This window comes from Dyadobacter sp. HNCC25DJ183 (genome assembly GCF_056895175.1).
Map to the genome: position 1 here is coordinate 149,280 of NZ_JBXHAP010000009.1, position 22,416 is coordinate 171,695.

At 46.6% G+C, this 22,416-nt stretch carries 21 protein-coding genes; 16 read left to right on the top strand and 5 right to left on the bottom strand.

What is annotated here, in order from left to right:
- Nucleotides 1–108: 108 nt before the first annotated feature.
- A complete protein-coding gene (locus AC1XTG_RS22285; RefSeq protein WP_056285940.1) occupies nucleotides 109–1,704 on the top strand; it encodes a Na+/H+ antiporter in 1,596 nt (531 codons plus the stop codon).
- Here the strand turns inward: AC1XTG_RS22285 and AC1XTG_RS22290 are convergent.
- On the bottom strand, nucleotides 1,701–3,227 hold the full coding sequence (locus AC1XTG_RS22290) for a S8 family serine peptidase (protein ID WP_484843495.1): 1,527 nt from the start codon (nucleotides 3,225–3,227) through the stop codon (nucleotides 1,701–1,703). The genes AC1XTG_RS22285 and AC1XTG_RS22290 overlap by 4 nt on opposite strands.
- A 158-nt stretch (nucleotides 3,228–3,385) precedes the next feature.
- Between AC1XTG_RS22290 and AC1XTG_RS22295 the strand changes: the two genes are divergently transcribed.
- The 11 genes from AC1XTG_RS22295 (at nucleotide 3,386) to AC1XTG_RS22345 (ending at nucleotide 15,070) form a co-directional block, all read left to right on the top strand.
- Nucleotides 3,386–4,675 carry an aminopeptidase P family protein gene (locus AC1XTG_RS22295; RefSeq protein ID WP_484843496.1) on the top strand — a complete coding sequence of 430 codons (1,290 nt, stop codon included), beginning with the start codon at nucleotides 3,386–3,388 and terminating at the stop codon, nucleotides 4,673–4,675.
- A gap of 44 nt (nucleotides 4,676–4,719) precedes the next feature.
- Nucleotides 4,720–5,112 carry a DUF5618 family protein gene (locus AC1XTG_RS22300; protein WP_056285949.1) on the top strand — a complete coding sequence of 131 codons (393 nt, stop codon included), beginning with the start codon at nucleotides 4,720–4,722 and terminating at the stop codon, nucleotides 5,110–5,112.
- Nucleotides 5,113–5,192: 80 nt separating this feature from the next.
- Nucleotides 5,193–5,822, top strand: a complete 630-nt coding sequence (locus AC1XTG_RS22305; RefSeq protein WP_056285951.1) for an MgtC/SapB family protein — start codon at nucleotides 5,193–5,195, stop codon at nucleotides 5,820–5,822.
- 202 nt (nucleotides 5,823–6,024) lie between these two features.
- Nucleotides 6,025–6,876 (top strand): EboA domain-containing protein, encoded by an 852-nt coding sequence (locus AC1XTG_RS22310; RefSeq protein WP_484843497.1) that lies wholly within the window; start codon nucleotides 6,025–6,027, stop codon nucleotides 6,874–6,876.
- 2 nt (nucleotides 6,877–6,878) lie between these two features.
- Complete coding sequence (locus AC1XTG_RS22315; protein ID WP_484843498.1) at nucleotides 6,879–7,901, top strand: TatD family hydrolase; 1,023 nt, start codon at nucleotides 6,879–6,881, stop codon at nucleotides 7,899–7,901.
- 1 nt (nucleotide 7,902) lies between these two features.
- Complete coding sequence (gene eboC, locus AC1XTG_RS22320) at nucleotides 7,903–8,772, top strand: UbiA-like protein EboC (RefSeq protein ID WP_484843499.1); 870 nt, start codon at nucleotides 7,903–7,905, stop codon at nucleotides 8,770–8,772.
- Nucleotides 8,773–8,811: 39 nt separating this feature from the next.
- Nucleotides 8,812–9,972, top strand: coding sequence for a 3-dehydroquinate synthase (locus AC1XTG_RS22325; protein WP_484843500.1), 1,161 nt, complete (start codon nucleotides 8,812–8,814; stop codon nucleotides 9,970–9,972).
- Nucleotides 9,972–11,174 (top strand): metabolite traffic protein EboE, encoded by a 1,203-nt coding sequence (eboE, locus tag AC1XTG_RS22330; protein ID WP_484843501.1) that lies wholly within the window; start codon nucleotides 9,972–9,974, stop codon nucleotides 11,172–11,174. The genes AC1XTG_RS22325 and eboE overlap by 1 nt, the downstream gene beginning before the upstream one ends.
- Nucleotides 11,167–12,531: an alkaline phosphatase family protein gene (locus tag AC1XTG_RS22335; RefSeq protein ID WP_484843502.1), complete on the top strand. Its 1,365-nt coding sequence runs from the start codon at nucleotides 11,167–11,169 to the stop codon at nucleotides 12,529–12,531. Before eboE ends, AC1XTG_RS22335 begins: the two co-directional genes overlap by 8 nt.
- Before the next feature lie 64 nt (nucleotides 12,532–12,595).
- Nucleotides 12,596–13,774 carry a PQQ-dependent sugar dehydrogenase gene (locus AC1XTG_RS22340; RefSeq protein WP_484843503.1) on the top strand — a complete coding sequence of 393 codons (1,179 nt, stop codon included), beginning with the start codon at nucleotides 12,596–12,598 and terminating at the stop codon, nucleotides 13,772–13,774.
- Between the two features lie 39 nt (nucleotides 13,775–13,813).
- On the top strand, nucleotides 13,814–15,070 hold the full coding sequence (locus tag AC1XTG_RS22345) for a saccharopine dehydrogenase family protein (RefSeq protein WP_484843504.1): 1,257 nt from the start codon (nucleotides 13,814–13,816) through the stop codon (nucleotides 15,068–15,070).
- 106 nt (nucleotides 15,071–15,176) lie between these two features.
- Here the strand turns inward: AC1XTG_RS22345 and folB are convergent, their stop codons facing one another.
- From folB to AC1XTG_RS22360, 3 genes are all read right to left on the bottom strand, one after another.
- Complete coding sequence (gene folB / locus AC1XTG_RS22350) at nucleotides 15,177–15,527, bottom strand: dihydroneopterin aldolase (protein WP_056286586.1); 351 nt, start codon at nucleotides 15,525–15,527, stop codon at nucleotides 15,177–15,179.
- Between the two features lie 6 nt (nucleotides 15,528–15,533).
- Complete coding sequence (locus AC1XTG_RS22355; protein WP_484843505.1) at nucleotides 15,534–16,577, bottom strand: DivIVA domain-containing protein; 1,044 nt, start codon at nucleotides 16,575–16,577, stop codon at nucleotides 15,534–15,536.
- Nucleotides 16,578–16,680: 103 nt separating this feature from the next.
- Nucleotides 16,681–17,583, bottom strand: a complete 903-nt coding sequence (locus tag AC1XTG_RS22360) for a WD40 repeat domain-containing protein (RefSeq protein WP_484843506.1) — start codon at nucleotides 17,581–17,583, stop codon at nucleotides 16,681–16,683.
- A 157-nt stretch (nucleotides 17,584–17,740) separates the two neighbouring features.
- On the opposite strand from AC1XTG_RS22360, the gene AC1XTG_RS22365 reads away from it, so the two are divergent.
- Nucleotides 17,741–18,370, top strand: coding sequence for a 4'-phosphopantetheinyl transferase family protein (locus AC1XTG_RS22365; protein ID WP_056285986.1), 630 nt, complete (start codon nucleotides 17,741–17,743; stop codon nucleotides 18,368–18,370).
- Here the strand turns inward: AC1XTG_RS22365 and AC1XTG_RS22370 are convergent, their stop codons facing one another.
- On the bottom strand, nucleotides 18,371–19,219 hold the full coding sequence (locus tag AC1XTG_RS22370) for a transglutaminase-like domain-containing protein (protein WP_484843507.1): 849 nt from the start codon (nucleotides 19,217–19,219) through the stop codon (nucleotides 18,371–18,373).
- 213 nt (nucleotides 19,220–19,432) lie between these two features.
- Here AC1XTG_RS22370 and galE point away from each other — a divergent pair, with 213 nt between their 5' ends.
- From galE to rfbA, 3 genes are read left to right on the top strand one after another with little or no spacing between them, the layout of a single operon-like run.
- Nucleotides 19,433–20,449, top strand: coding sequence for a UDP-glucose 4-epimerase GalE (galE, locus tag AC1XTG_RS22375; protein WP_484843508.1), 1,017 nt, complete (start codon nucleotides 19,433–19,435; stop codon nucleotides 20,447–20,449).
- Nucleotides 20,450–21,505: a dTDP-glucose 4,6-dehydratase gene (gene rfbB / locus AC1XTG_RS22380; protein ID WP_484843509.1), complete on the top strand. Its 1,056-nt coding sequence runs from the start codon at nucleotides 20,450–20,452 to the stop codon at nucleotides 21,503–21,505.
- Between the two features lie 42 nt (nucleotides 21,506–21,547).
- Complete coding sequence (rfbA, locus tag AC1XTG_RS22385; RefSeq protein ID WP_056285996.1) at nucleotides 21,548–22,414, top strand: glucose-1-phosphate thymidylyltransferase RfbA; 867 nt, start codon at nucleotides 21,548–21,550, stop codon at nucleotides 22,412–22,414.
- Nucleotides 22,415–22,416: the final 2 nt, after the last annotated feature.

The following is a 22,416-nucleotide window of genomic DNA, read 5'->3' on the forward strand; positions in this document are numbered from 1 at the left end:
AATGTAAAACCAAAAATTCAAATTGCGTGTTCGACCACACGCAAAAGTTTCATAATGATAAACGAATGAATTGCATACTTTTATATCCCCGAACCTCTATTTCTTAATATGATCCAAGACAATCTACTCCTTATAATTTCCCTGCTTTTTGTGGTTGCAATGCTTACGATGGTAAGCGAAAAAATTGGTGTTTCTTACCCTATATTCCTGGTTATTGCCGGTTTACTGATCAGCTTCATCCCCGGTATGCCCATGCTCGAACTGGCGCCGGACTGGGTGTTTCTGATATTCCTTCCCCCTCTGCTTTACAGTGCTGCATGGAACACTTCGTGGAAAGATTTCTGGTCTGCCAAAAGGCCGATTTCACTGCTCGCATTCGGACTTGTTTTCTTCACAGCCACTGCGGTAGCCTATGTTTCACACGCATTGATTCCCGGCTTTACGCTGGCAATGGGATTTGTACTCGGTGGCATTATCTCCCCTCCCGACGCTGTGGCTGCTACTTCTGTTTTGCAGGGTTTGAAAGTACCGAAAAGAGTTGTGACAATCCTGGAAGGTGAGAGCCTTGTAAACGATGCATCCTCCCTGATCGTTTTCCGGGTTGCTCTTGCTACAGTCGCTTCGGGGCAGTTTGTATTCTGGAAAGCAGGCGTCGATTTTCTGATGGTAGCAGTAATGGGGATACTGATCGGTCTGGCTATTGCGCACGTTTTGTACGTAGTTCACCGGTTTTTTCCAACCACCCCCAGCATTGACACCGCACTTACATTCATATCTCCTTACCTGATGTACATTGCCGCAGAGCATTATCATTATTCAGGCGTTTTGTCCGTGGTAAGCGGCGGACTTTTCCTCAGTTTCCGTTCCCACGAACTTTTCACCTACCAGTCCCGCATGCAGACCAACTACGTGTGGGAAACGGTCATATTTCTGCTCAACGGTATTGTTTTTATCCTGATCGGTTTGCAATTGCCCGAAGTAATGCTCGGCCTCGGCAGCTATACTGTCACAGAAGTAATTTCCTACGCTGTGATTATCAGCCTGCTCACCATCATAATCCGCATTATCTGGGTATTTCCCGCAACTTACCTACCGCGCGTCCTTTTCAGGTCTATCCGTGAAGGAGAGCCAAGGCCGAAATGGCAACCGGTGTTCATTGTAGCATGGAGCGGAATGCGCGGCGTGGTATCCCTGGCCTCTGCGCTTGCTATTCCATTAACGATCAGCGGCGCAGCTTTCCCGCACCGTGACCTTTTCCTGTTTATTACGTTTGTGGTGATACTTTTTACCCTTGTGTTGCAGGGGCTTAGTCTTCCATTGATTATCCGCTGGCTGAAAATCGAAGACGACGGCGAGAATATGGAAGAGCAGAATGCGATGATGAACTCGCGGCTCGCTACTGTCAGCCTCGACTATATGAAATCCAATTACGACGGAGAAATTGCAGAGTTCGAGCCTTTCCGCCTTTTGAAAGACCGTTACGAAAAAATTATAGAAATGGCGGACAGCAAATTCCTGCACACGAATGATGATTCCAACAGAACTACTGTCCGCAAATACCGCAAAATGCTCCTGGAAATTATTGAAGTAAAGCGTGGGGAAATAATAAAGCTGCGCAAGGAAAGAGCCTGCGCAGATGAATTGATCAAAACAAAAGAAAGAGAGCTGGACCTCGAAGAAGCGCGCCTCCGCAAGTCACCTTAGTCCCATTCTACTTCAATCACATTGTCTTTAAGGTCGATCGTTGTAAAGTGTTCCCCATTCTGACGTTTGAGGGACACTTTTCCATTTTGCACCTTGGCAACCTGCTGTGACAGCACATCCTTGTTCGTTTTCTTTCTGTAAACAGCCACGAGCGAGTCAGCACTGGTAACTTCCACATCGCAGCTGCGGCCTTTGGCTTTGACCAGTTTAGCATTGTCAGGCAGGTAAGGCGCTTTTGCAAGTGCCAGCGCACGGGAAGCCTGCGGCACGCCGTATCCCACAAAATTGTTTCCGTAAGGATATAAATGCGACGATTTCTCAATCAGTGAAATCAGCTCCTTGTTCGTCAGCTTTGGATTTGCTTGTAAAAGGCAGGCAGCAAACCCGGTAATTACAGGCGCCGAAAGCGAGGTACCGTACAGTGAAAAGCAGGAAACATTGGGTTTAACATAAGATAAAAACTCGGGACCTACACTGCTGTACCCGATCCTGTTCCAGAGCTTTCCGTTGGTTGCGCCTACCGAAAGTACTCCTTTTGCATCCGCAGGCGCGGATACGATCCCCCAGCTTTTATCATCCCCTTCATTACCCGCCGAAACGATCAGCATTATTCCTTTTTTATCGGAAGCAATTTGCGCAGCACGCGTAATCGCGCTTGTTTTCCCATCCATTTGGGAAGGGATATAGTTTTCTTTCGGATCTGAAAAACCTTTGGCATAACCCAGTGAAGTATTGATCAGACGAACACCGAGGCTGTCCATCCATTCCATTGCAGCGATCCAGTTGTCTTCCTCGCCGCGGTATTCACGCATGGAGTAGTCGGTACGCGCTAGATAAAATTTCGCATTGGTTGCCATTCCGTACTGGATTTCATCCTGGAAATCGACACCGGCAATCGCCGCCATTACTTCGGTACCGTGCATATCAGAAAAACTCTCAGCAGAGCTGAAAAGCAATTCGCCCGGGCGGCCCGGTTTTACGTAATCGCGTATCGCTAAAATTCTTTTGTTGGAAAAAATCTGGGTAAGTGACAGGGATGAATCTGCTCCGTAAAAGCCTGCATCAATTACGCCAATGGTAACATCTTTGGCAGTAATACCTTCTTTCAGAAATGCACTGGCCTGAACCTGCGACATCACCGGAGCCATCTGTGCTTTTTCAATGGGCTGGGTTTTGGCAACATAAAAGCCGGGGTCAATAGGCACCACTTCCTTCACAAAATCCAGTTCCCGCACCTTCATAGCCTGCTCGCTGCTCAGCACTGCTGAAACTGCATTCAACCATTTTGAGCGGTTGATGATATGCACTGACTGCGCCTTCAAAGCTTGTTCGTAATCTGCCCGGACAGGCAAGTCTGTTTCGTCCGATAGTGCCAGACCGAGCATTTGGCGAGTTTCCAATGTTTGCCGAGATACCGCCGGTGAGGTTCCTAAGTCTTTGTTTTTCAAATAAATCCAGTACTTGGGAGATGCTGATAAGGCAACAGGGATCAGGACAAATGCAATCAGAAGCAATCTTTTCATGAACGAAAATCAGTTAGGTATTCTTTATTTGGTATCTGAAAAACGGATTACAGCTACACTTCTTTTACCCGAAATGTTATGCCGCAGTTATCCGCAATGATAGAACAAGTTAAACGTAATTTTACAAATTAAATTAGAGTTACAAAAAATAACCGACCATGCGCTACGACCGTATTGATAAAGCCCTGTTTATAGAAAACCGCCGCCGCCTTACCCAGTTAATGAAGCCAAAATCACTCGCTATTTTGAATTCAAATGACATTATGCCGACCAATGCAGACGGCACAATGGGCTTCAAACAGAACGCAGACCTATTTTATCTGACCGGCGCGGACCAGGAAGAAACGATGCTCCTTATTTTTCCGGATCACCCCGACCCGAAGTTCCGGGAAGTGCTGTTTTTGCGTGAAACCAATGAGCTGATTGCGGTTTGGGAAGGTGAAAAGCTGACGAAAGAACAAGCAAAGGAGGTAACCGGTATCCAGTCGATCTTCTGGACGCACCAGTTTGAAACTGTATTTGGAAACATCGTTTTTGAAGCTGAAAATGTTTACCTGAATACCAACGAACATACCCGGAATGATTCGCAGGTGCAAAGCCGGGACGGGCGTTTTGTGCGTGATTTCAGGGAGAGATACCCGCTGCATACCCTCCTGCGAACCGCCCCGCTCATGCACCAGTTGCGCGCGACGAAACATCCGATTGAAGTGGAATTACTTCAAAAAGCTTGCGCAATTACCAGGTCGGGTTTTGAGCGTGTACTTAAATTTGTGAAACCCGGCGTGCACGAGTTTGAGATTGAGGCTGAGCTTGTACACGAGTTTATCCGAAACCGCTCCAAAGGATTTTCTTACCAGCCCATTATTGCATCTGGCGCAAATGCGTGTGTTTTACATTACATTCAAAATGACCAGCCTTGCAAGGACGGTGACATTATATTACTCGATGTAGCTGCCGAATACGCCAATTACGGGGCAGATCTGAGCAGGAGTATTCCCGTTAACGGGCGGTTTACCAAAAGGCAGCGTGATGTGTACGATGCTGTACTGCTCGTGTTCAAAGCTGCAAAGGGAATGCTTGTCAGTGGGAATATCTGGGACGAATACCACCGCGAAGTGGGAAAGGTAATGGAAAGCGAGCTGATCGGTCTTGGGCTGCTCTCGAAGGAAGCCATTGAAAAACAGGACCCGGACTGGCCGGCTTACAAAAAGTACTTTCCGCATGGAACATCACATTTCCTCGGACTCGATATCCACGACGTCGGCAATAAGTACCGCCGCTTCGAACCTGGAATGGTGTTAACTTGTGAGCCAGGCATTTACATTCGTGAAGAAGGCCTGGGTATCCGCCTCGAAAACGACATTCTGATCACCGAAACCGGCAACATTGATCTCATGGCAGATATTCCTTTGGAAGCTGAGGAGATTGAGGAATTAATGAATAGCTAACTTTGCTATTTTGCTATCTTTGAACAAAAACCAAACATACACTCATGAAAGAAAACACCTCCGATTCCATTGAAGAAGCCAGACGCTATCTGGCGAATGCAAAGCAGATTTTGAGTGAAAAGGCGCGTAAAGAAGATGGTTATTTCCAAGACCAGAAGTATGTAAAAATGGCCGGGCACACAGCCTACACAGGTATTTTGCTGGTGCTCGATGAAATTTTTGGAAAGAAAACACGCGGAAGAAAAGATGTTGACTGGTATAAACAGCATCTTTCGCAGGCTGACAAAAAGATGCTTAATTCATTTATGACCGCCTACCAGGTTTTACATCTGGATATGGCTTATGACGGAGCCAAGAGCGCCGCGCTCGCAAGGTTAGGATTGGAGGAGGCAGAAAAACTGATACATTGGGTTGAAAGAAAAACTGGCAGCGCGTGATAAAAAGTCATTTAATTTGCCGGCCGGAGAGATTCTGATCTTTCCGGCTTTTTGTTTGGGGCGATATAAAAACGCATTGCATGGAATTCTTTCCTGAAGACATTTATAAACTGCTGCTATCCTTTTTCCTCGGCGCTATCATCGGCGCAGAGCGCGAGTACCGGAGCAAGTCCGCCGGCCTGCGAACCATGATCCTGATCGCGGTGGGTTCTACCCTTTTTACACTGCTATCCATTAAGGTAAGTTCCGACGCCGGCCGCATCGCCGCCAATATCGTTACCGGCATCGGCTTTATCGGTGCGGGGATCATTTTCAGGGAAAACAACCGCGTAGTAGGTATTACTACCGCGGCTATCGTGTGGGTCACAGCGGCTGTTGGGATGGGGATTGGAGCGGGTTATTATGAGGCAACTTTCGCTTGCTTTGTTATTTCAGGTATGTCGCTGGTCATCCTTGCCCCCGTTCAAAAGTTTATCCGCAAAAGAAGCCAGATCCGTAATTACAGACTTGTCTGCATTTATCAGCAGCAATCGCTCAAAGTGTACGAGGATATGTTCAAAGAACTTGATATGACCATCTTACGCGGAGAGCAAAGCCGGGTTGGAGATAAAATAACCGGTAGTTGGACTTTACAGGGTTCCGAGAAGCATCACAATGAGCTCACCAGGCAGCTCCTGAATGATCCGGAGATCAAGGAATTTGACTTTTGAAAATGACGGATATCATTCGTCTCACATTAGTTTTTAATTAAAATTGAAGCCTCAAACGCGTAAAATGAGTTTTCCAGCCACATCAAACCGTTATAATAGTTGTTAGGGAAACTTTATAAAGTGAAATAAACATTTATACTAAAACAACCCGAAACCTTACTGATTTGCCTGCTGGCATTTAAGTCCGTTTTCCTTTAAAAAAATGTCTGACATAGTTAAGCAAAAGCTTTGGGAGATAATCAGCCGGAACACTTCTGCTACGGAATCCGAATGGTTACAGCAAAAAGGATCTGCTGCACCTCTTGAATTAATGACCGCTTTCGTAGCAGCCCCGCGCTTTCTTGCCAAGAAAATCGTGGAGGTATCCGAAGACGAACAATGGTCGCTCGATACGGAGATACCTGGCTTTTCAATGAATAACTGGTCGCTCGTGCGTTTGAGCCGCGTGTGGTTGTTGACCCAGCTGGATCCTTCGGACAAAAGTGAGTACGTCAAAAACATCGAAACGCTTTTTGACACAGCCGAAATGAACGAGCTGGTTGCATTGTATGCGGCATTGCCGCTGCTCTCCTACCCCGATCAGTGGCTTTTCAGGGCTACAGATGCGGTTCGCTCCAATATGGGATTTGTGTTTGATGCGATTGCGCTGCATAACCCCTATCCCGAAAAGTATTTCAACGAACTCGCCTGGAACCAGCTGGTGCTGAAAACCATCTTCAACGACAAGCCTATTCATTTGATCGAGGGACTGGAAAACAGGGCCAATGAAAAGCTGGCGATGACACTGTCCGATTTTGCGCATGAGCGATGGGCAGCCGGCCGGAGTGTAGGTCCGCAAGTTTGGCGGCTCGTGGGCAAGTTTATGAACCAGGCTTTGCTCGCTGACATGCAGCACCTTTTTGAATCCCAGAACAGCGACGACCGGAAGGCGGCAGCATTAGCCTGCTCTGAATCTTCCCTGCCGAATGCGAAATACCTTTTGGCTAAATATACAGATCTCGAAAAATCTGTGAGATCAGGTGAACTGACCTGGACCCAACTTGAACATTCATAATTATGTGCTTAAACCCCAATGAAGCCGCGCCTAATCCTTCGCACTTTGAAGAAAGCGATGAGACAGCAGCCGCGCACCGCGATATTGCCTGGAACGATTACCGTGACCTGATCAAAGGAATGCGCTTTTTTGATCCGCATATCCACATGGTTTCCCGCACTACCGACGATTATCAGGCCATGCACCAGGCGGGGATCGTTGCATTGATTGAACCTGCTTTCTGGGTCGGCCAGCCGCGCACCGGGCTTTCGAGCTTCAAAGATTATTACAGCAGTCTGGTAGGCTGGGAGAGATTCCGCTCCTCTCAGTTCGGTATCAAGCATTATTGTACGATGGGATTAAACTCCCGCGAAGCAAACAATGAGCCGCTTGCCGAGCAGGTAATGGAAATTTTACCGCTTTATATATACAAAGAAGGTGTCGTAGGTGTCGGTGAAATTGGTTTTGATGATCAGACACCGGCTGAGGAAAAGTATTACAGACTGCAACTCGAACTGGCCAAAGAAGCCAAGCTGCCGGTGCAGATCCACACGCCGCACCGCGACAAAAAGAAAGGTACCGAACGCTCCATGGCGATCGCGATCGAGCACGGCATTGATCCTTCGTGGGTGATTGTAGACCATAACAATGAAGAAACCGTGAAAAGCGTGCTTGACCAGGGCTTCTGGGCTGCATTCACGATTTATCCTTTTACCAAAATGGGAAATGAACGGATGGTAAAAGTAGTGGAACAATATGGTCCCGAACGCATTATGATCAACTCCGCAGCCGACTGGGGGATTTCCGATCCGCTCGCTATTCCGAAAACAGCTGCATTGATGAAAATGAAAGGGATTTCAGACGAGGCGATCCGGCAGGTAACTTACCAGAATGCGATCGATGCTTTTGGTAAAAGCAGACAGATTGATGTAAGTGATTTTGAAAACGGCTACGAGGTCGACCAGACTGCAAAGTTTCACGGAAACAGCATTCTGCGCGGCGGCCAGCAGCCCGCCCCTGTCAAAGAATCCCTAGTGATCCGGTAACGTGAGCAGCATAAAACCCTATTTACAACTAACGCGCCCGGCTAACCTGGTCACCGCTATTGCCGACATTCTCGCTGGCCTTGCGATCGCACAATTTACCTTTTCTGATTCCTCACCTGCATTGCTGGTTGCTTCCACATTAGGATTGTACGGAGGCGGCGTGGTGATGAATGATGTCTTCGATGCCAAGCTCGACAGTATCGAACGCCCGGAAAGACCAATCCCAAGTGGCAAAGTACCGCTTGTTTCGGCTACTTTCATGGGCATTTCCCTGCTGGTATTTGGAATGCTATCCGCAGCACTTTTCAGCGGATTAAGCGGTCTTATTGCTATTATTATCGCACTGCTGACGATTTTGTATAATCGTTTTGCCAAACACCACGCATTCATGGGCCCGCTTACAATGGGTATGTGCCGGGGTGCCAATCTCATTCTTGGAATGAGTGTGATACCCGAGTCATTTCAAAAATATGGTTGGATCGCATTGCTGCCTATCGCTTACATTTTTGCGATTACGATGATCAGTCAGGACGAAGTACATGGCGGGAAAAAGCGTACGTTATATATAGCTGCATTGCTTTACGCGATTGTACTTGCCGCTCAGCTGACGATTGCCGGTCGGGAAGGAAATATATTGTTCACAATTCCATTCGTTTTGTTGCATGCCTGGCTGATTGGCCGGCCGTTATGGAATGCAATGCAAAATCCGGTTGGTCCGTTGATCGGCAAGGCGGTGAAAGCGGGGGTCATTTCGCTTATTGTGATGAATGCCTCTTACTGCGTAGCTTTTGGTTTGCTGCCGCTTGGCCTGGCTGTACTCGCATTACTGCCGCTGTCTATGCTGCTCGCCCGGGTTTTCGCCGTAACTTAGTATTAAAATAAACCCATATTGCATTCAATGTCTTTTTCAATGCAAACCATACAACAGCGTTTCCAAATAGAATATAATTATGCGGTGTACTTCACACAGCATTTATTCAGCGTAAATAATCCTTTGCTGAAAGACTTTTTTATCCGGTTTTCCGAAGAAGGTTTTCAAAGAAAAGCATTGGTTATTGTGGACGAAGGCTTCGCCGCATTTCATCCGACACTTTCCGAGGAGATCAAAATGTACTTTACAACAGCAGTACCTCAGATCCAGCTTGCTGCTAACATCATGATCATACCTGGGGGCGAAGCTTGCAAGAATGATCCTGCATTATTTGAAAGTCTGGTAGAAGCCGTTGACGTACACGGTATCGACCGCCATTCTTTTGTAATTGGGATAGGCGGTGGCGCGGTACTCGATCTGGTAGGTTACGCTGCGGCAGTTTCACACCGGGGTATCAAGCTGATCCGCATTCCAACTACTGTTTTAGCACAAAACGACTCAGGGGTTGGTGTTAAAAACAGTATTAACTTCCGTGGAAAGAAAAACTTCCTGGGCACATTTGCGCCTCCTGTGGCTGTTTTCAATGATCTTACTTTTTTGCGGACACTAGATGACAGAGACTGGCGCGCCGGCATTGCAGAGGCAATTAAAGTTGCATTGATCAAGGATGCCGCTTTTTTTGAATGGATTGAAGCAAATGCAGAAGCACTGGCGGCCCGCGACGAGCAAGTAATGGCTTACCTGATCCATCGCTGCGCCGAAATGCACACCGATCACATTGCAGGCGGCGACCCGTTTGAATTCGGCTCTTCCCGGCCCCTGGATTTTGGGCACTGGGCTGCACATAAATTAGAGTATCTCACTGATTTCCAGGTTCGGCACGGAGAAGCGGTGGCAATTGGTATTGCATTGGATTGTGTATATGCCACAAAAATCGGTATGCTCGCGGAGGCAGACCTGACCCGCATTCTGGACGTTTTGAATAAGCTGGGTTTTGAATTATATCATTCCAAACTGGCTGAAAACGACAAGATCAACCTGCGGAATGGATTGCATGAGTTCAGGGAACATTTGGGCGGCAGACTGACCATTATGTTACTTGAAAGAATTGGCAAAGGTGTTGAGGTACACGAGCTGGACGCAGATATCATCGCACAATCTGTTGATTATCTGGAAAGCTCAAAAATAATTCACGCATAATGATCACGCCGTACGGACATTTAACTTACTGCTCCAATATCCACCCAGGAGAAAAATGGGCTGACCATTTTCAATCCCTGCGGGATAACCTGCCATTTATCAAGCAGCAGCTATCACCCGATCAACCGTTTGGGCTTGGTCTGCGCGTAGCAAATGAAGCTTCCATTGAACTGAGCAAACCCGAAGTACTGGCGGTATTTAAAAGCTGGCTTTCGGAAAATGATATATATGTTTTTGTGATCAATGGATTTCCCTACGGCGGGTTTCATAATGTGGTCGTGAAAGACGATGTACATGCACCCGACTGGACTACCATCGACCGGCTTGAATATACCGTCAGGTTGTTTAACATACTTGCCGAGCTGCTGCCGGAAGGAATGCACGGAGGAGTTTCCACGCCGCCGTTGTCTTACCGTTACTGGTGGGAAACCGAGGAGGACAAGCATAAGGCGACAGAAAGGGCTACTTCTCACATTCTGGAACTGCTTGATACGCTGATCGCCATTGAAAAAGAAACCGGCAAATACCTGCACCTGGACATAGAGCCGGAGCCGGACGGTATTCTCGATAACACAGTTGACTTTGTTGAATGGTATAAAAAAACGCTCTTACTAAGAGCCGAAGAGTACCTGGGCGCGAAGTACGGATTTACTAATGAGCAGGCTACTGATGCCGTTCTGAGGCACATTCAGCTTTGCTATGATATCTGCCACGCGGCTGTCGGCTTTGAAGATCCGCAAGATATCCTGGATTCATTAAATGAAGTCGGGATCAAGGTGGGCCGCATTCAGGTGAGCTCCGCTTTGAAGGTGAATTTTGAAAATGAGAGAGAGATCAAGCTGAAAGCGATTGAAACTTTCGACGAACCCGTTTACCTGCACCAGGTAGTTGCACTGAATGAAGGCCAGAGCAAAACGCGCTACCCTGACCTGAAAGACGCGCTGAATGACTGGAATGAAAATCAAAAAGAATGGCGCGTACATTTTCACGTACCGCTTTTTGTCAATCACTACGGTGTGCTTGAATCTACCCAATCTGATATTGTAAAAACGCTGGGCATTCATAAAGAGAACCCGTTTTCAGATTATCTGGAAGTGGAAACTTACACCTGGGGCGTGCTGCCGGAAGATATGCAAAAGCCCATTGGTGAGTCGATCGTGCGTGAACTGGAGTGGGTGAAGAAAATTTTGAGTTATGAATAAAACAGTTGTAATCGACATTGTCGGATTAAGTGCCAATCTGATCGGAGAACATACCCCGTTTTTGGCCAAATACATTAAAGACCGGCAGTTAACACCTATAAAGCCCGTTTTACCCGCAGTTACCACAACTTCCCAGAGTACCTATATCACTGGTAAATGGCCGGCTGAAAACGGGATCGTGGGAAATGGCTGGTACGACCGGGAAGATGCGGAAGTGAAGTTTTGGAAACAGTCTAACAAGCTGGTAAAGGGTGAAAAGATCTGGGAAGCTGCCAAACGCATTGACCCGCATTTCACCTGCGCCAAAATGTTCTGGTGGTATAATATGTACTCCACCGCCGATTTTTCGGTAACTCCAAGACCGCAGTACCACGCCGACGGTGTAAAAGCACCCGACTGCTATGCCTATCCGCCGGAGCTGCGCGACGAGCTGCAAAAAGACCTGGGACAATTTCCATTGTTCAACTTCTGGGGCCCCAATGCGAATATCAAATCAAGTAAATGGATTGCGGATTCTTCTATTTGGGTTGATAAAAGGCATGATCCGACACTTACGCTCATTTACCTGCCACATTTAGATTACTGCCTTCAAAAATTCGGTCCCGATTTCTCGAAAATCAGCAAAGAGCTGGGTGAGATCGACAATTTGGTAGAAGAGCTGGTGACGCATTATGAATCCAAAAATGCGAAGATCATTTTGCTTTCTGAATACGGGATTAATCCTGTAAGTAACCCGATCCACATCAACCGGATCTTGCGGAACGAAGGTACCATTTCGGTGCGGACTGAAAGGTGGTATGAACTGCTCGACGCAGGCGCTTCGAAAGCATTTGCAGCAGCCGATCATCAGATTGCGCACGTTTACATCAACGATGAGTCTGTCCGCGAGCGGATTATCAAAGTTTTAAAACAAACACCGGGCATTGACCTGGTACTGGATAAAGAAGCACAGAAAGCCTACCATATCGACCACGAACGCTCAGGTGACCTGGTGGTTATGGCCAAACCTGACAGCTGGTTTACTTACTATTACTGGCTCGACGACGCCAAGGCTCCGGATTACGCGCATTTGGTTGATATCCATCGGAAACCAGGTTACGACCCGGTTGAAATGTTTATGGACCCGAAAAACCCTTTGATCAAAGTTCGCGCGGGATATAAGCTTGCCCGTAAATTAATGGGGTTCAGGTACCTGATGGATGTAATCCCCCTGGATGCCACATTGGTCAAAGGCTCTCACGGGAGTATCAATGTTCCCCGGCAATATTACCCGATCTGCATTACCGATTCGCCACTGGAAAAAAGCGAGATCGAGGCGGTTGATGTGTACGATGTGATCTGGAAACATTTGATTTAAAGGAAGTTTTAAAAACAAAAAGCATTTACAGGAAGTTGAACTAACAAACTTCAACGTCCTGAATATGAAACTTCATCTGACCCATGCTTTCTTAATAGCCACTTTACTGCTCGCGTGTTCTTCCAAAGACCCTGATACGCAAGAGGTACCAGAGATCCCGAAAGGCGGGATCACTTCTGCTGACGCATTCCCCGCATTGAAATTCAACTTACCTGTTGAGCTCGTCCAGGCGCCGGGCGACAGCAGCCGCTTCTATGTGATCGAGCAGGAAGGAACGATCAGAACTTTCGCAAATACAGCTTCCGTAGCCACCAGCAGTACTTTTCTTGACATTAAAAGTAAGGTAACCTCTGGCGGCGAGCGCGGTTTGCTGGGTCTTGCTTTCCACCCAGATTATAAGACAAACGGGTTCTTTTTTGTCAATTATACCAATGGAAATCCTTTAAAAACTACGATCGCACGCTACAAAGCTAACCCGGCAACTAACCAGGCTGATCCTGCAAGTGAGGCGGTACTGTTTACCTTCAATCAACCTTATAGTAACCACAACGGCGGCTCAATGCATTTCGGGAAAGATGGATTGCTGTATATCGCGACCGGTGACGGAGGTAGCGGCGGCGATCCCGAGAACAATGCGCAGAACCTGAAAAGTCATTTGGGTAAAATCCTGCGTGTGGATGTGAATGGAACTACAAAAGGCAATTATGGTATCCCAGCCGATAATCCATTTGCGACGAATTCGGAAGGAAACCTGCCGGAGATTTACGCATACGGTCTCAGAAATCCCTGGCGGATCAGTTTCGATATGGAAAACAACAGGCTGTTTGCAGGAGATGTGGGCCAGAATGAGCGGGAAGAAATTGATATTATTACCAAAGGCGGTAATTATGGCTGGCGCTTGAAAGAGGGCGTTGATTGCTACAATCCAGCCTCAAACTGCGGCCGGGAAGGTTTGGTTGAGCCTATTCACGATTACAGCCAGAGCAATGGCGATAAATCCATCACAGGCGGCTATGTGTATCGTGGCAAAGCGGTACCCTCATTGATTGGCAAATACATTTACGGCGATTATGTGAGCGGACGGATCTGGGCGCTGGAAATGGACGGTAATGCAAAAAAGGAAAATACGCTGATCCTGGAAAACCAGGGGTCAATTTCTTCTTTCGGGCAGGATGTGAATGGGGAGGTTTATTTCCTCAATTACAGCGATGGAAAGGTAATGAAGCTGGTGAATGCAAATTAAGTTGAAAAATAAGCCCGCCATTTTATCTTTGCCGAAAATATGAACCAACTTGTCCGGTCTCCTGACAAGTTTAAAAATATAAAAATGTCGAAAGTCCTAATTATTGGCGCGGGTGGTGTTGGTAGTGTTGTTGCGCATAAATGTGCAATGAACAGCAATGTTTTTACCGAGATCATGCTGGCCAGCCGCACCAAAGCCAAATGCGATAAAATTGCCGCTGAAATCCAGGAAATGCACGGAGTTACTATCCAGACTGCGCAGGTTGATGCAGATATAGTAGCCGAAACAGTGCTTTTGATCAAGCGTTTTCAACCTAAGCTACTGATCAATGTAGCATTGCCCTACCAGGATCTGACGATCATGGAAGCCTGTCTGGCAACCGGCGTACATTACCTGGATACCGCAAATTACGAGCCGAAAGATGTTGCCAAGTTTGAATACAGCTGGCAATGGGCTTACCAGGAGCGTTTTAAAGAAGCTGGTTTAATGGCGGTTCTGGGCTGCGGCTTCGACCCGGGCGTTACTCAGGTTTTTACCGCTTACGCCAATAAGCATCATTTCGACGAAATGCATTACCTGGATATTATCGACTGTAATGCGGGAGATCATGGAAAAGCATTTGCAACAAACTTCAATCCGGAAATCAACATCCGCGAGATTACGCAGCCAGGAAGGTACTGGGAGAATGGCGAGTGGATTGAAATCCCTGCAATGTCCATTCACAAACCCATTGAATATCCGGGTATCGGTCCAAAGGAAAGCTACGTGCTCTACCACGAAGAGCTTGAATCTTTGGTAAAGAATTTCCCTACCCTAAAACGGGCGCGTTTCTGGATGACTTTCGGACAAGCTTACATTACGCATTTGAATGTGCTTGAAAATGTAGGTATGACCAGCATTAAGCCCATCAAATTCCAGGGAATGGATATCGTGCCGCTCGAATTTTTAAAAGCAGTACTACCTGCACCTGATTCTTTGGGAGAAAATTACTCCGGACAAACTTCAATTGGCTGCCAGATCAAGGGAATCGAAGATGGAGAAGAAAAGACTTACTACGTTTGGAACAACTGCGACCATGCTGAATGCTACCGCGAAGTACGCGCACAGGCTGTAAGCTATACCACGGGAGTTCCGGCAATGATCGGCGCCATGCTGATGCTGACGAATGAAGAATGGATGAAGCCCGGTGTATATAATGTAGAAGAATTGAACCCTGATCCGTTCATGGACTTGCTTAACCAGCACGGTTTGCCATGGAACGAGCGGATCAACGTTCCGCTTCCTCACGAGTATTGACCCTTCGAATGAAGCGTCGTGCTCTTCCCTTCGACCGCCCGGCGGCCCGGTCCGCTCAGGGTGACAAAGGATAATAAGAGAGGCAGCCTTAGGGCTGCCTCTCTTATTATCCTTCCATCGTTATAGTAGCCCGCGTACAAACTCCTCCTACCGGCGGGTTGAACTTGGAGACTCGCACTTTGATATTTGCTACAAGGGGGTAATGTTCTCTGATCTTCTCAATTACATTGAAGCCGATGTGTTCCAGTAGTTTTGCAGGCTCCTGCATTACTTTGGACGCGATCTGATAAATCGTTTCGTAATTGACTGTTTCACTGAGTTTATCGGCTTGCGCGGCTTTAAAAAAATCAGTTGTGATTGTTATGTCGAGCGCGTACTTGTTGCCTATCCTTTGCTCTTCGGGATAATATCCGTGATAGGCAAAAAATTCAAGTCCTTCGAGGCTGATAGTTCCCAATGTCAATTAGATTTGGTCAAAGAATGAACCTCCACCGCCCGTTTTCTTGGGTTGGGTAGTTTCACGCGGCCTGTTGATCGCCGGTGATGAATCGCGCGCTTTTTCAGCTGATCTGTGCATTTCAGCCAGTGCTTCATTCGCCTCATCGGCAGCGCTTCTTACTGTTTCCCGTGGCCTGTTGTAAACCACTTCCTCCTCAACAGGTTCTGGTTCCGGCTCTGTGACTGCTACCGGCTCAGGTTCCTCGATCGCATTCAGTTCTTCCTGTTCAAAGGCCGCTTCGGGCAACAATTCTTCTTCTTTTTCCGGTTCAACTTGAATGATTTCTGGCTCTTCCTCTTCTTTTGCGATCTCAAAAACAACTTCCGGTTTATCGTCCTGCAAAATCACAGATACCTCCGCCTGATGCTCCTCCGGCTCCTCTTCCCTGGCAACTTCCATAGCGGGAATCTGATAAGTGGGTTTCTTTGGAATATCAATTTCAGCAACGTGCTGCTTGATTTCCTCCATCTTGTTCAGAACAGATTCCTTATCATATTTCTGCTCAAAACGTTCAACAGTATCTATGGTATTATTGGCCAGCGAAGTAAGCTGAACAATAAGGTTGTCCCTGAAATTTTCAATCGCTTTGAAGTCACGTTCCTGCCGTTTGATTTCAGTTGCAAAATCCTCTTTGAATTGCTTCAAACGATCTTCGGTTTCCCGTATAATCTGGCTCGTCCTGGATTCTGCTTCCGACACCAGATCACTGGCTGTTGACTTCGATTCTTCAATCCTTTTCTCAGCAAGCTCATGTGCTTCTTTCTCAATCAGCTTACTGGTATCTTCCGCCGCTTTCAGTGTGCGAAATAGCGTTGATTCTATGTCTTTTAACTTGCTAAGCTCCTTTTCCGCATATTCGAGCTGCATTTTCAACAAGCTGTTTTCGCTCGAAAATCGCTCCCATTCCTGTGACAGTGAATTCAGGAAAGCATCTACTTCGTCCGGGTCGTAACCTCTGAAAATCTTTTCAAAAGTATGCTTGCGTATCTCTATCGCGGATATTTTCATGATGCGTTCAAAGCTTTGTTACTAGATAAAATCAGTCGTGTAAGTTAAAGATATATGTGTCATTTTTCAAAGTATTTGCCAATAATACCATATTATAAGTATGCTATTCGGCCACTTTCCAGACCGATATCATACGGTCGTCGCTGCATGATATAAGCTGGTTTTCACACGTTGTCCAGAGGAGTTTATTCACCGAAGTTCCATGCCCGGCGTGGCGTGCACGGTCGATGATTTTCTTTAATTTGAAAGTTGCAGTATCCCAGACTTTAATCGATTTGTCCATACTGCAGGTAGCAAATAATTGCTGGTCGGGACTGAATGCAATGTCGTTGATGGCGTACATGTGCGCAGGAATGTCGGCCACTGTACCATAAGCATCATTTACATCCCAGATTTTCAGGTGCGCATCGCGCCCGGTTGTGAAAAGATATTGACCGTCCGGTGAATACTTAACGGTGAAAACGGAGTTTGAATGTGATTGAATTGTCTTTTTTAAAACAAAACCGTCCAGATCAAAGATATGTACATTGCATTCGCTGTCGCCGGTTGCGAATTCATTGGTAAGCGAATTAACCGCAATCGACCGCACACTTTTACCCGAAACCTTGATGTGCTTACGAACAGAAAAGCTCGGCACATCCACCACAATGATCACCCCGTCACCGGTAGCAATCAATGCATTTTGGCCCCAGATCTTGATATCAAAAATGGCAGCTGCCGTGATCTTTGACGTTTTCTCGATCTTATTACTTACGGTGTCCAGCAGCTGAATTCCTTCGTAGTTCTGACCGATCCATAGCTTTTGATCCTCTGGATGGAGGGCGAGCGCATAAACGGAGGTGCCTGCGCGCGCAACGAGGTTGCCCAGGTCTGGCTTATTCAGATCCCATTGAATGACAAATCCATCACCGCCGGCAGAATAGAAACCGTGGGAAGTCGAATCTGAAATTATTGTATAAACACTATCCCGATGACCGGAAAAAGTATCTACTTTGTGAATGTTCATTGTTTTTTGGTGGTTAGCAGTTAGCCTTTGCTGTTAGCCGTTAGGTATTAATTAATGGAGCCAACTCAAAGCTAACACCCAAAAGCTAAAAGCTAACTGCTAATAGCTAAAAGCCAACAGCCCCAAAAAGCTTCAATCCGTTTTAAACAGAATAACTATGCCGCTCGTTCATTCCGAGATGATCGAAGAAACCTGTACACTGCTGCTGTGGAAGTTAACGGAAACTGAATCAGAGTTAAGAGAAAATCTGGGTACCCGCTTCAATATCGAAGAGTTAAACAACATTTCACACCCTCAGAAAATCAGGGAATGGCTGGCTAGCCGCATGCTCATCAAAACCCTTGCGGAAAGGTTTGGCATTGCCTATGTAGGTCTGCACAAGGACGAACACGGAAAAGCTTTTCTGATCGACAACGAATCCCATATCTCCATTACACATACATTTGAATTTGTGGCAGTAGCAATTAACCCGCTTGCCGCAGTGGGCATTGATATGGAAAAAAGTGACGCAAAGTTGCAGCGGACTGCCAATAAGTACCTCTCTCCCGAAGAATTTGACCACGCAGAAAACGACATTTCGCGCCTCAGCATTTACTGGTGCGCGAAAGAGGCGCTTTATAAAATGTATGGAAAGAAAAAGATCAGTTTTAAAGAAGCGATCCGCATTCAGCCATTCTCCGTTGGACAGGTACTGACAGAAGGAAAACTGACAGACGAAGACAAAATTGTAAAGTCCAGAATTCACATCAGGTGGTTTGACGGGCATTGCCTGGCCGTCGCACTCTGATCAGTTATCTTCCGGCTCGTCGAGTGTTGACTTCAATATCTTTTCGATCTCCTGCATTTTATCCTGCTCGCTTGTTTTTTCATAAGACAAGATCAGGTTTCGCAACACGCGCTGCACAATTTCAAGATTGGTGCAGGGCTGATAAAAGATCTCCTTTGATTTGATATTCAGCTGGGCGATATAATGATCGATATCCGTTTTGGAAAAAATGATCCCGCGGTTAAATACATTGATATAGAACTGGGTCTGCTCGCTCTTATAGGTTAGCACGAAAAGGTTCGGAAGATTAACCCCGTACACCGGCATTCCCAGCTTTCTTGCGACCAGCAGGTAAATCACACACAAAGTAATCGGGTTACCGCGGCGGCTTTCCAGTACTACATTGACCATTGAGTTGGAAGGCGAATGGAAGTTCTTGGTATTTGCCGCAAAGTTCATCACTCCGAAAAACAGGCTGTTAATGCGTTTGATCTGATCTACCGCATTCATTTCTTCCTGAAACTGGATCCAGATATCGTAATACAGCTGCTCGATAGTGGTTTTCAGCTTTTCTATGGAGAGGTCGGGATAATGGTAGGTTGCGATGATCCACATTCCTTCCAGCAAATCCAGGCCGCCGCCGTTTTTCCATGCTTGCAGCCGCTCGATCATAATGCTGAGCTGCAGTTCGTGGATCAGTTCTTCTATTTTTCTTTGCACGTGGGGATTAAAGCTTTCTTCCCATTCTGTTTCTAAAAACGGGATCACACTTCCTCCCAGTGACAGGATTTTACCCTCAACATGCTGGCTCACTTCATGATCTTCGTCATCAAGTAAGGATATCAGTGCCTTTATTTCTCTCTGGTTCATTTTCCTCAAATCTGCATTTAACAACCAACGGATAAATAAAAACATTTTTTTTTTATAGAAGCCAAATTTTCTACTTTTGCCCGGGAAAAAAAAGCACTCCCAGATAATCACTTTAAGTTGTTATCATACCCTGAATTCTGTTTTATTGCATACTTAAAGGCGTTTTTTACAAGCAGCTACATCAGCGATAATCATTAAAATTAGATTTTGGGCATGAAAATTCTCGTTACCGGAGGAGCCGGATTTATAGGTTCCCACACTGTTGTAGAGTTGGATAGAGCAGGTTTCGAACCGGTCATTGTAGACAACCTTTATAACTCAAACAGGGGTGTTCTGGAGGGGATCAAAAAGATTACAGGCAAGGACTTTCCATTCTACGAAATCGACTGTAACAATGCAGACCAGATCCGCGACCTCTTTGCCAAAGAGCAGTTTGACGGGGTTATTCACTTTGCAGCTTACAAGGCGGTAGGCGAGTCGGTTGAGAAACCATTAAACTACTACGAAAATAACATTATCTCGCTTCTGGTTCTTTTGCGTGCCATGCAGGAGTTCAATGTCCCGAATTTTGTTTTCTCCTCTTCCTGTACGGTTTACGGGCAGCCTGACGCGATACCGGTTACCGAAAATACACCACGAAAGCCCGCTAATTCACCTTACGGAAATACGAAAGCGATCGGTGAAGACATCATCCGCGATCATACCTATTCCAAGCCGGGCATCAAAGCCATTTCGCTCAGATACTTTAACCCGATCGGTGCCCACGAATCTGCGCTGATTGGCGAGTTGCCAAATGGAGTACCAAGCAATCTTGTTCCTTTCATTACGCAAACAGCAGCTGGTCTCCGCAAATCGCTGACTGTATTTGGCAGTGATTATGACACGCCAGACGGAACTTGTATCCGGGATTTCATTCATGTGGTTGACCTTGCCAAAGCGCATGTAAAAGCGCTGGAACTGCTGGGGAAAGAAAAAGAAGCCAACTACTACGATGTATTCAATGTAGGCACCGGCGAAGGCTACACCGTTTTACAGCTGATCAACACTTTTGAAGAAGTAAACGGGGTGAAATTAAACTATACGATTGGACCGCGTCGTGAGGGAGATGTGGAGAAGATTTACGCGCAGTCGGACAAAGTCAATAATATAATGAAATGGAATGCTGAAAAATCCATGGCAGACGCCTTGCGCGATGCGTGGAACTGGCAACTAAAAATAACTGCTCAATAGATGAAAAAAATCCTGATCACCGGCGGTGCCGGTTTTATTGGTTCACATGTAGTGCGCCGCTTTGTCACTTCCCATCCTGATTACCACATTTTCAACCTGGATGCACTCACTTACGCAGGTAACCTTGAAAACCTGCGCGACGTTGAAAACGCACCTAACTATACATTTGTAAAAGGCGATATCGTGGACGCTGCGTTCATTGAGAAGCTTTTTACCGAACATGACTTTTATGGTGTTGTCCACCTGGCAGCCGAAAGTCACGTCGACCGATCCATTTCAGATCCCATGTCATTTGTAATGACGAATGTGGTCGGGACCGTAAACTTGTTGAACTCGGCAAAAAGTGCGTGGAAAGAAGATCTTCAAAACCACCGTTTTTACCACGTTTCAACTGATGAAGTTTATGGTGAGCTGCACGATCCGGGTACTTTCTTTCTGGAAACAACCAAATATGATCCCCGGTCTCCCTATTCGGCCTCCAAAGCATCTTCTGATCACTTTGTAAGAGCATATCACAACACATATAAGTTACCTGTTGTGATTTCCAACTGCTCTAACAACTACGGCCCAAACCACTTTCCTGAGAAGCTGATTCCTTTGATGATCCACAATATCATCCAGAAAAAACCGCTTCCGGTTTATGGAAAAGGTGAAAACATTCGTGACTGGCTTTTTGTAGAAGACCACGCCAGAGCAATCGATGTGATTTTCCACGATGGTGCAAATGGCGAAACGTACAATATCGGGGGGCACAACGAATGGAAAAACATTGACCTGGTAATGCTGCTTTGCTCCATTATGGACAAAAAGCTTGGCCGCGAAGAAGGCGAAACTGCACAGCTGATCACCTATGTGACTGACCGTGCGGGCCACGACCTGCGTTATGCGATCGACGCAACCAAGCTTTCCAATGAGCTGGGCTGGAAACCATCCCTGCAATTTGCCGAAGGTCTTGAAAAAACAGTAGACTGGTACCTCAACAATCAGGAGTGGCTTAATAACGTTACTTCCGGGACATACCAGAAATACTACGACGGAATGTATTCGGAAAGATAATTCCGGATAGTAGGTCGCTCACCCCAAAAAAGAACTCACTTTATGAAAGGCATTATATTGGCCGGAGGCTCCGGAACCAGGTTGCACCCTTTGACATTGGCAGTAAGTAAGCAGCTTATGCCCGTTTACGACAAACCAATGATCTACTATCCGCTGTCTATTCTCATGCTGGCGGGCATTCGCGAGATACTGATTATTTCTACGCCTCACGACCTGCCTCACTTTGAAAAGCTCCTGGGAGACGGCAGCAGGCTGGGTTGCCAGTTCAGTTATGCTGTGCAGCCAAGCCCGGACGGATTGGCACAGGCATTTATCATCGGAGAAGAGTTTATCGGAAATGAGAAAGTAGCATTGATCCTGGGAGATAACATTTTCTACGGATCAGGCTTATCGCAGCTTTTACAATCCAATAACGATCCAGAGGGTGGCGTAATCTTCGCATACCAGGTACATGATCCTGAGCGTTACGGAGTTGTAGAGTTTGACAAATCCAACAATGTTCTTTCGATAGAAGAGAAACCGACTACACCCAAGTCAAACTATGCAGTTCCAGGGTTGTATTTTTACGATAATGACGTTGTTGAAATCGCGAAAACAATCCCGCCTTCACCAAGGGGTGAACTGGAAATTACCGACGTTAACCGGGTATATCTGGAACGCGGCAAACTCAAAGTAGGCGTACTCAACCGTGGAACAGCCTGGCTCGACACTGGTACCTTCCAGTCGCTGATGCAAGCCGGACAGTTTGTACAGGTGATAGAAGAACGCCAGGGTTTAAAGGTAGGCTGCATTGAGGAGATCGCTTACAGAATGGGCTTTATTACAGCAGACCAGTTACGTGAAATCGCCAAGCCTCTCGTAAAAAGCGGCTACGGAACCTATCTTGAACGCATTGTAGCCAACGGCTGAGC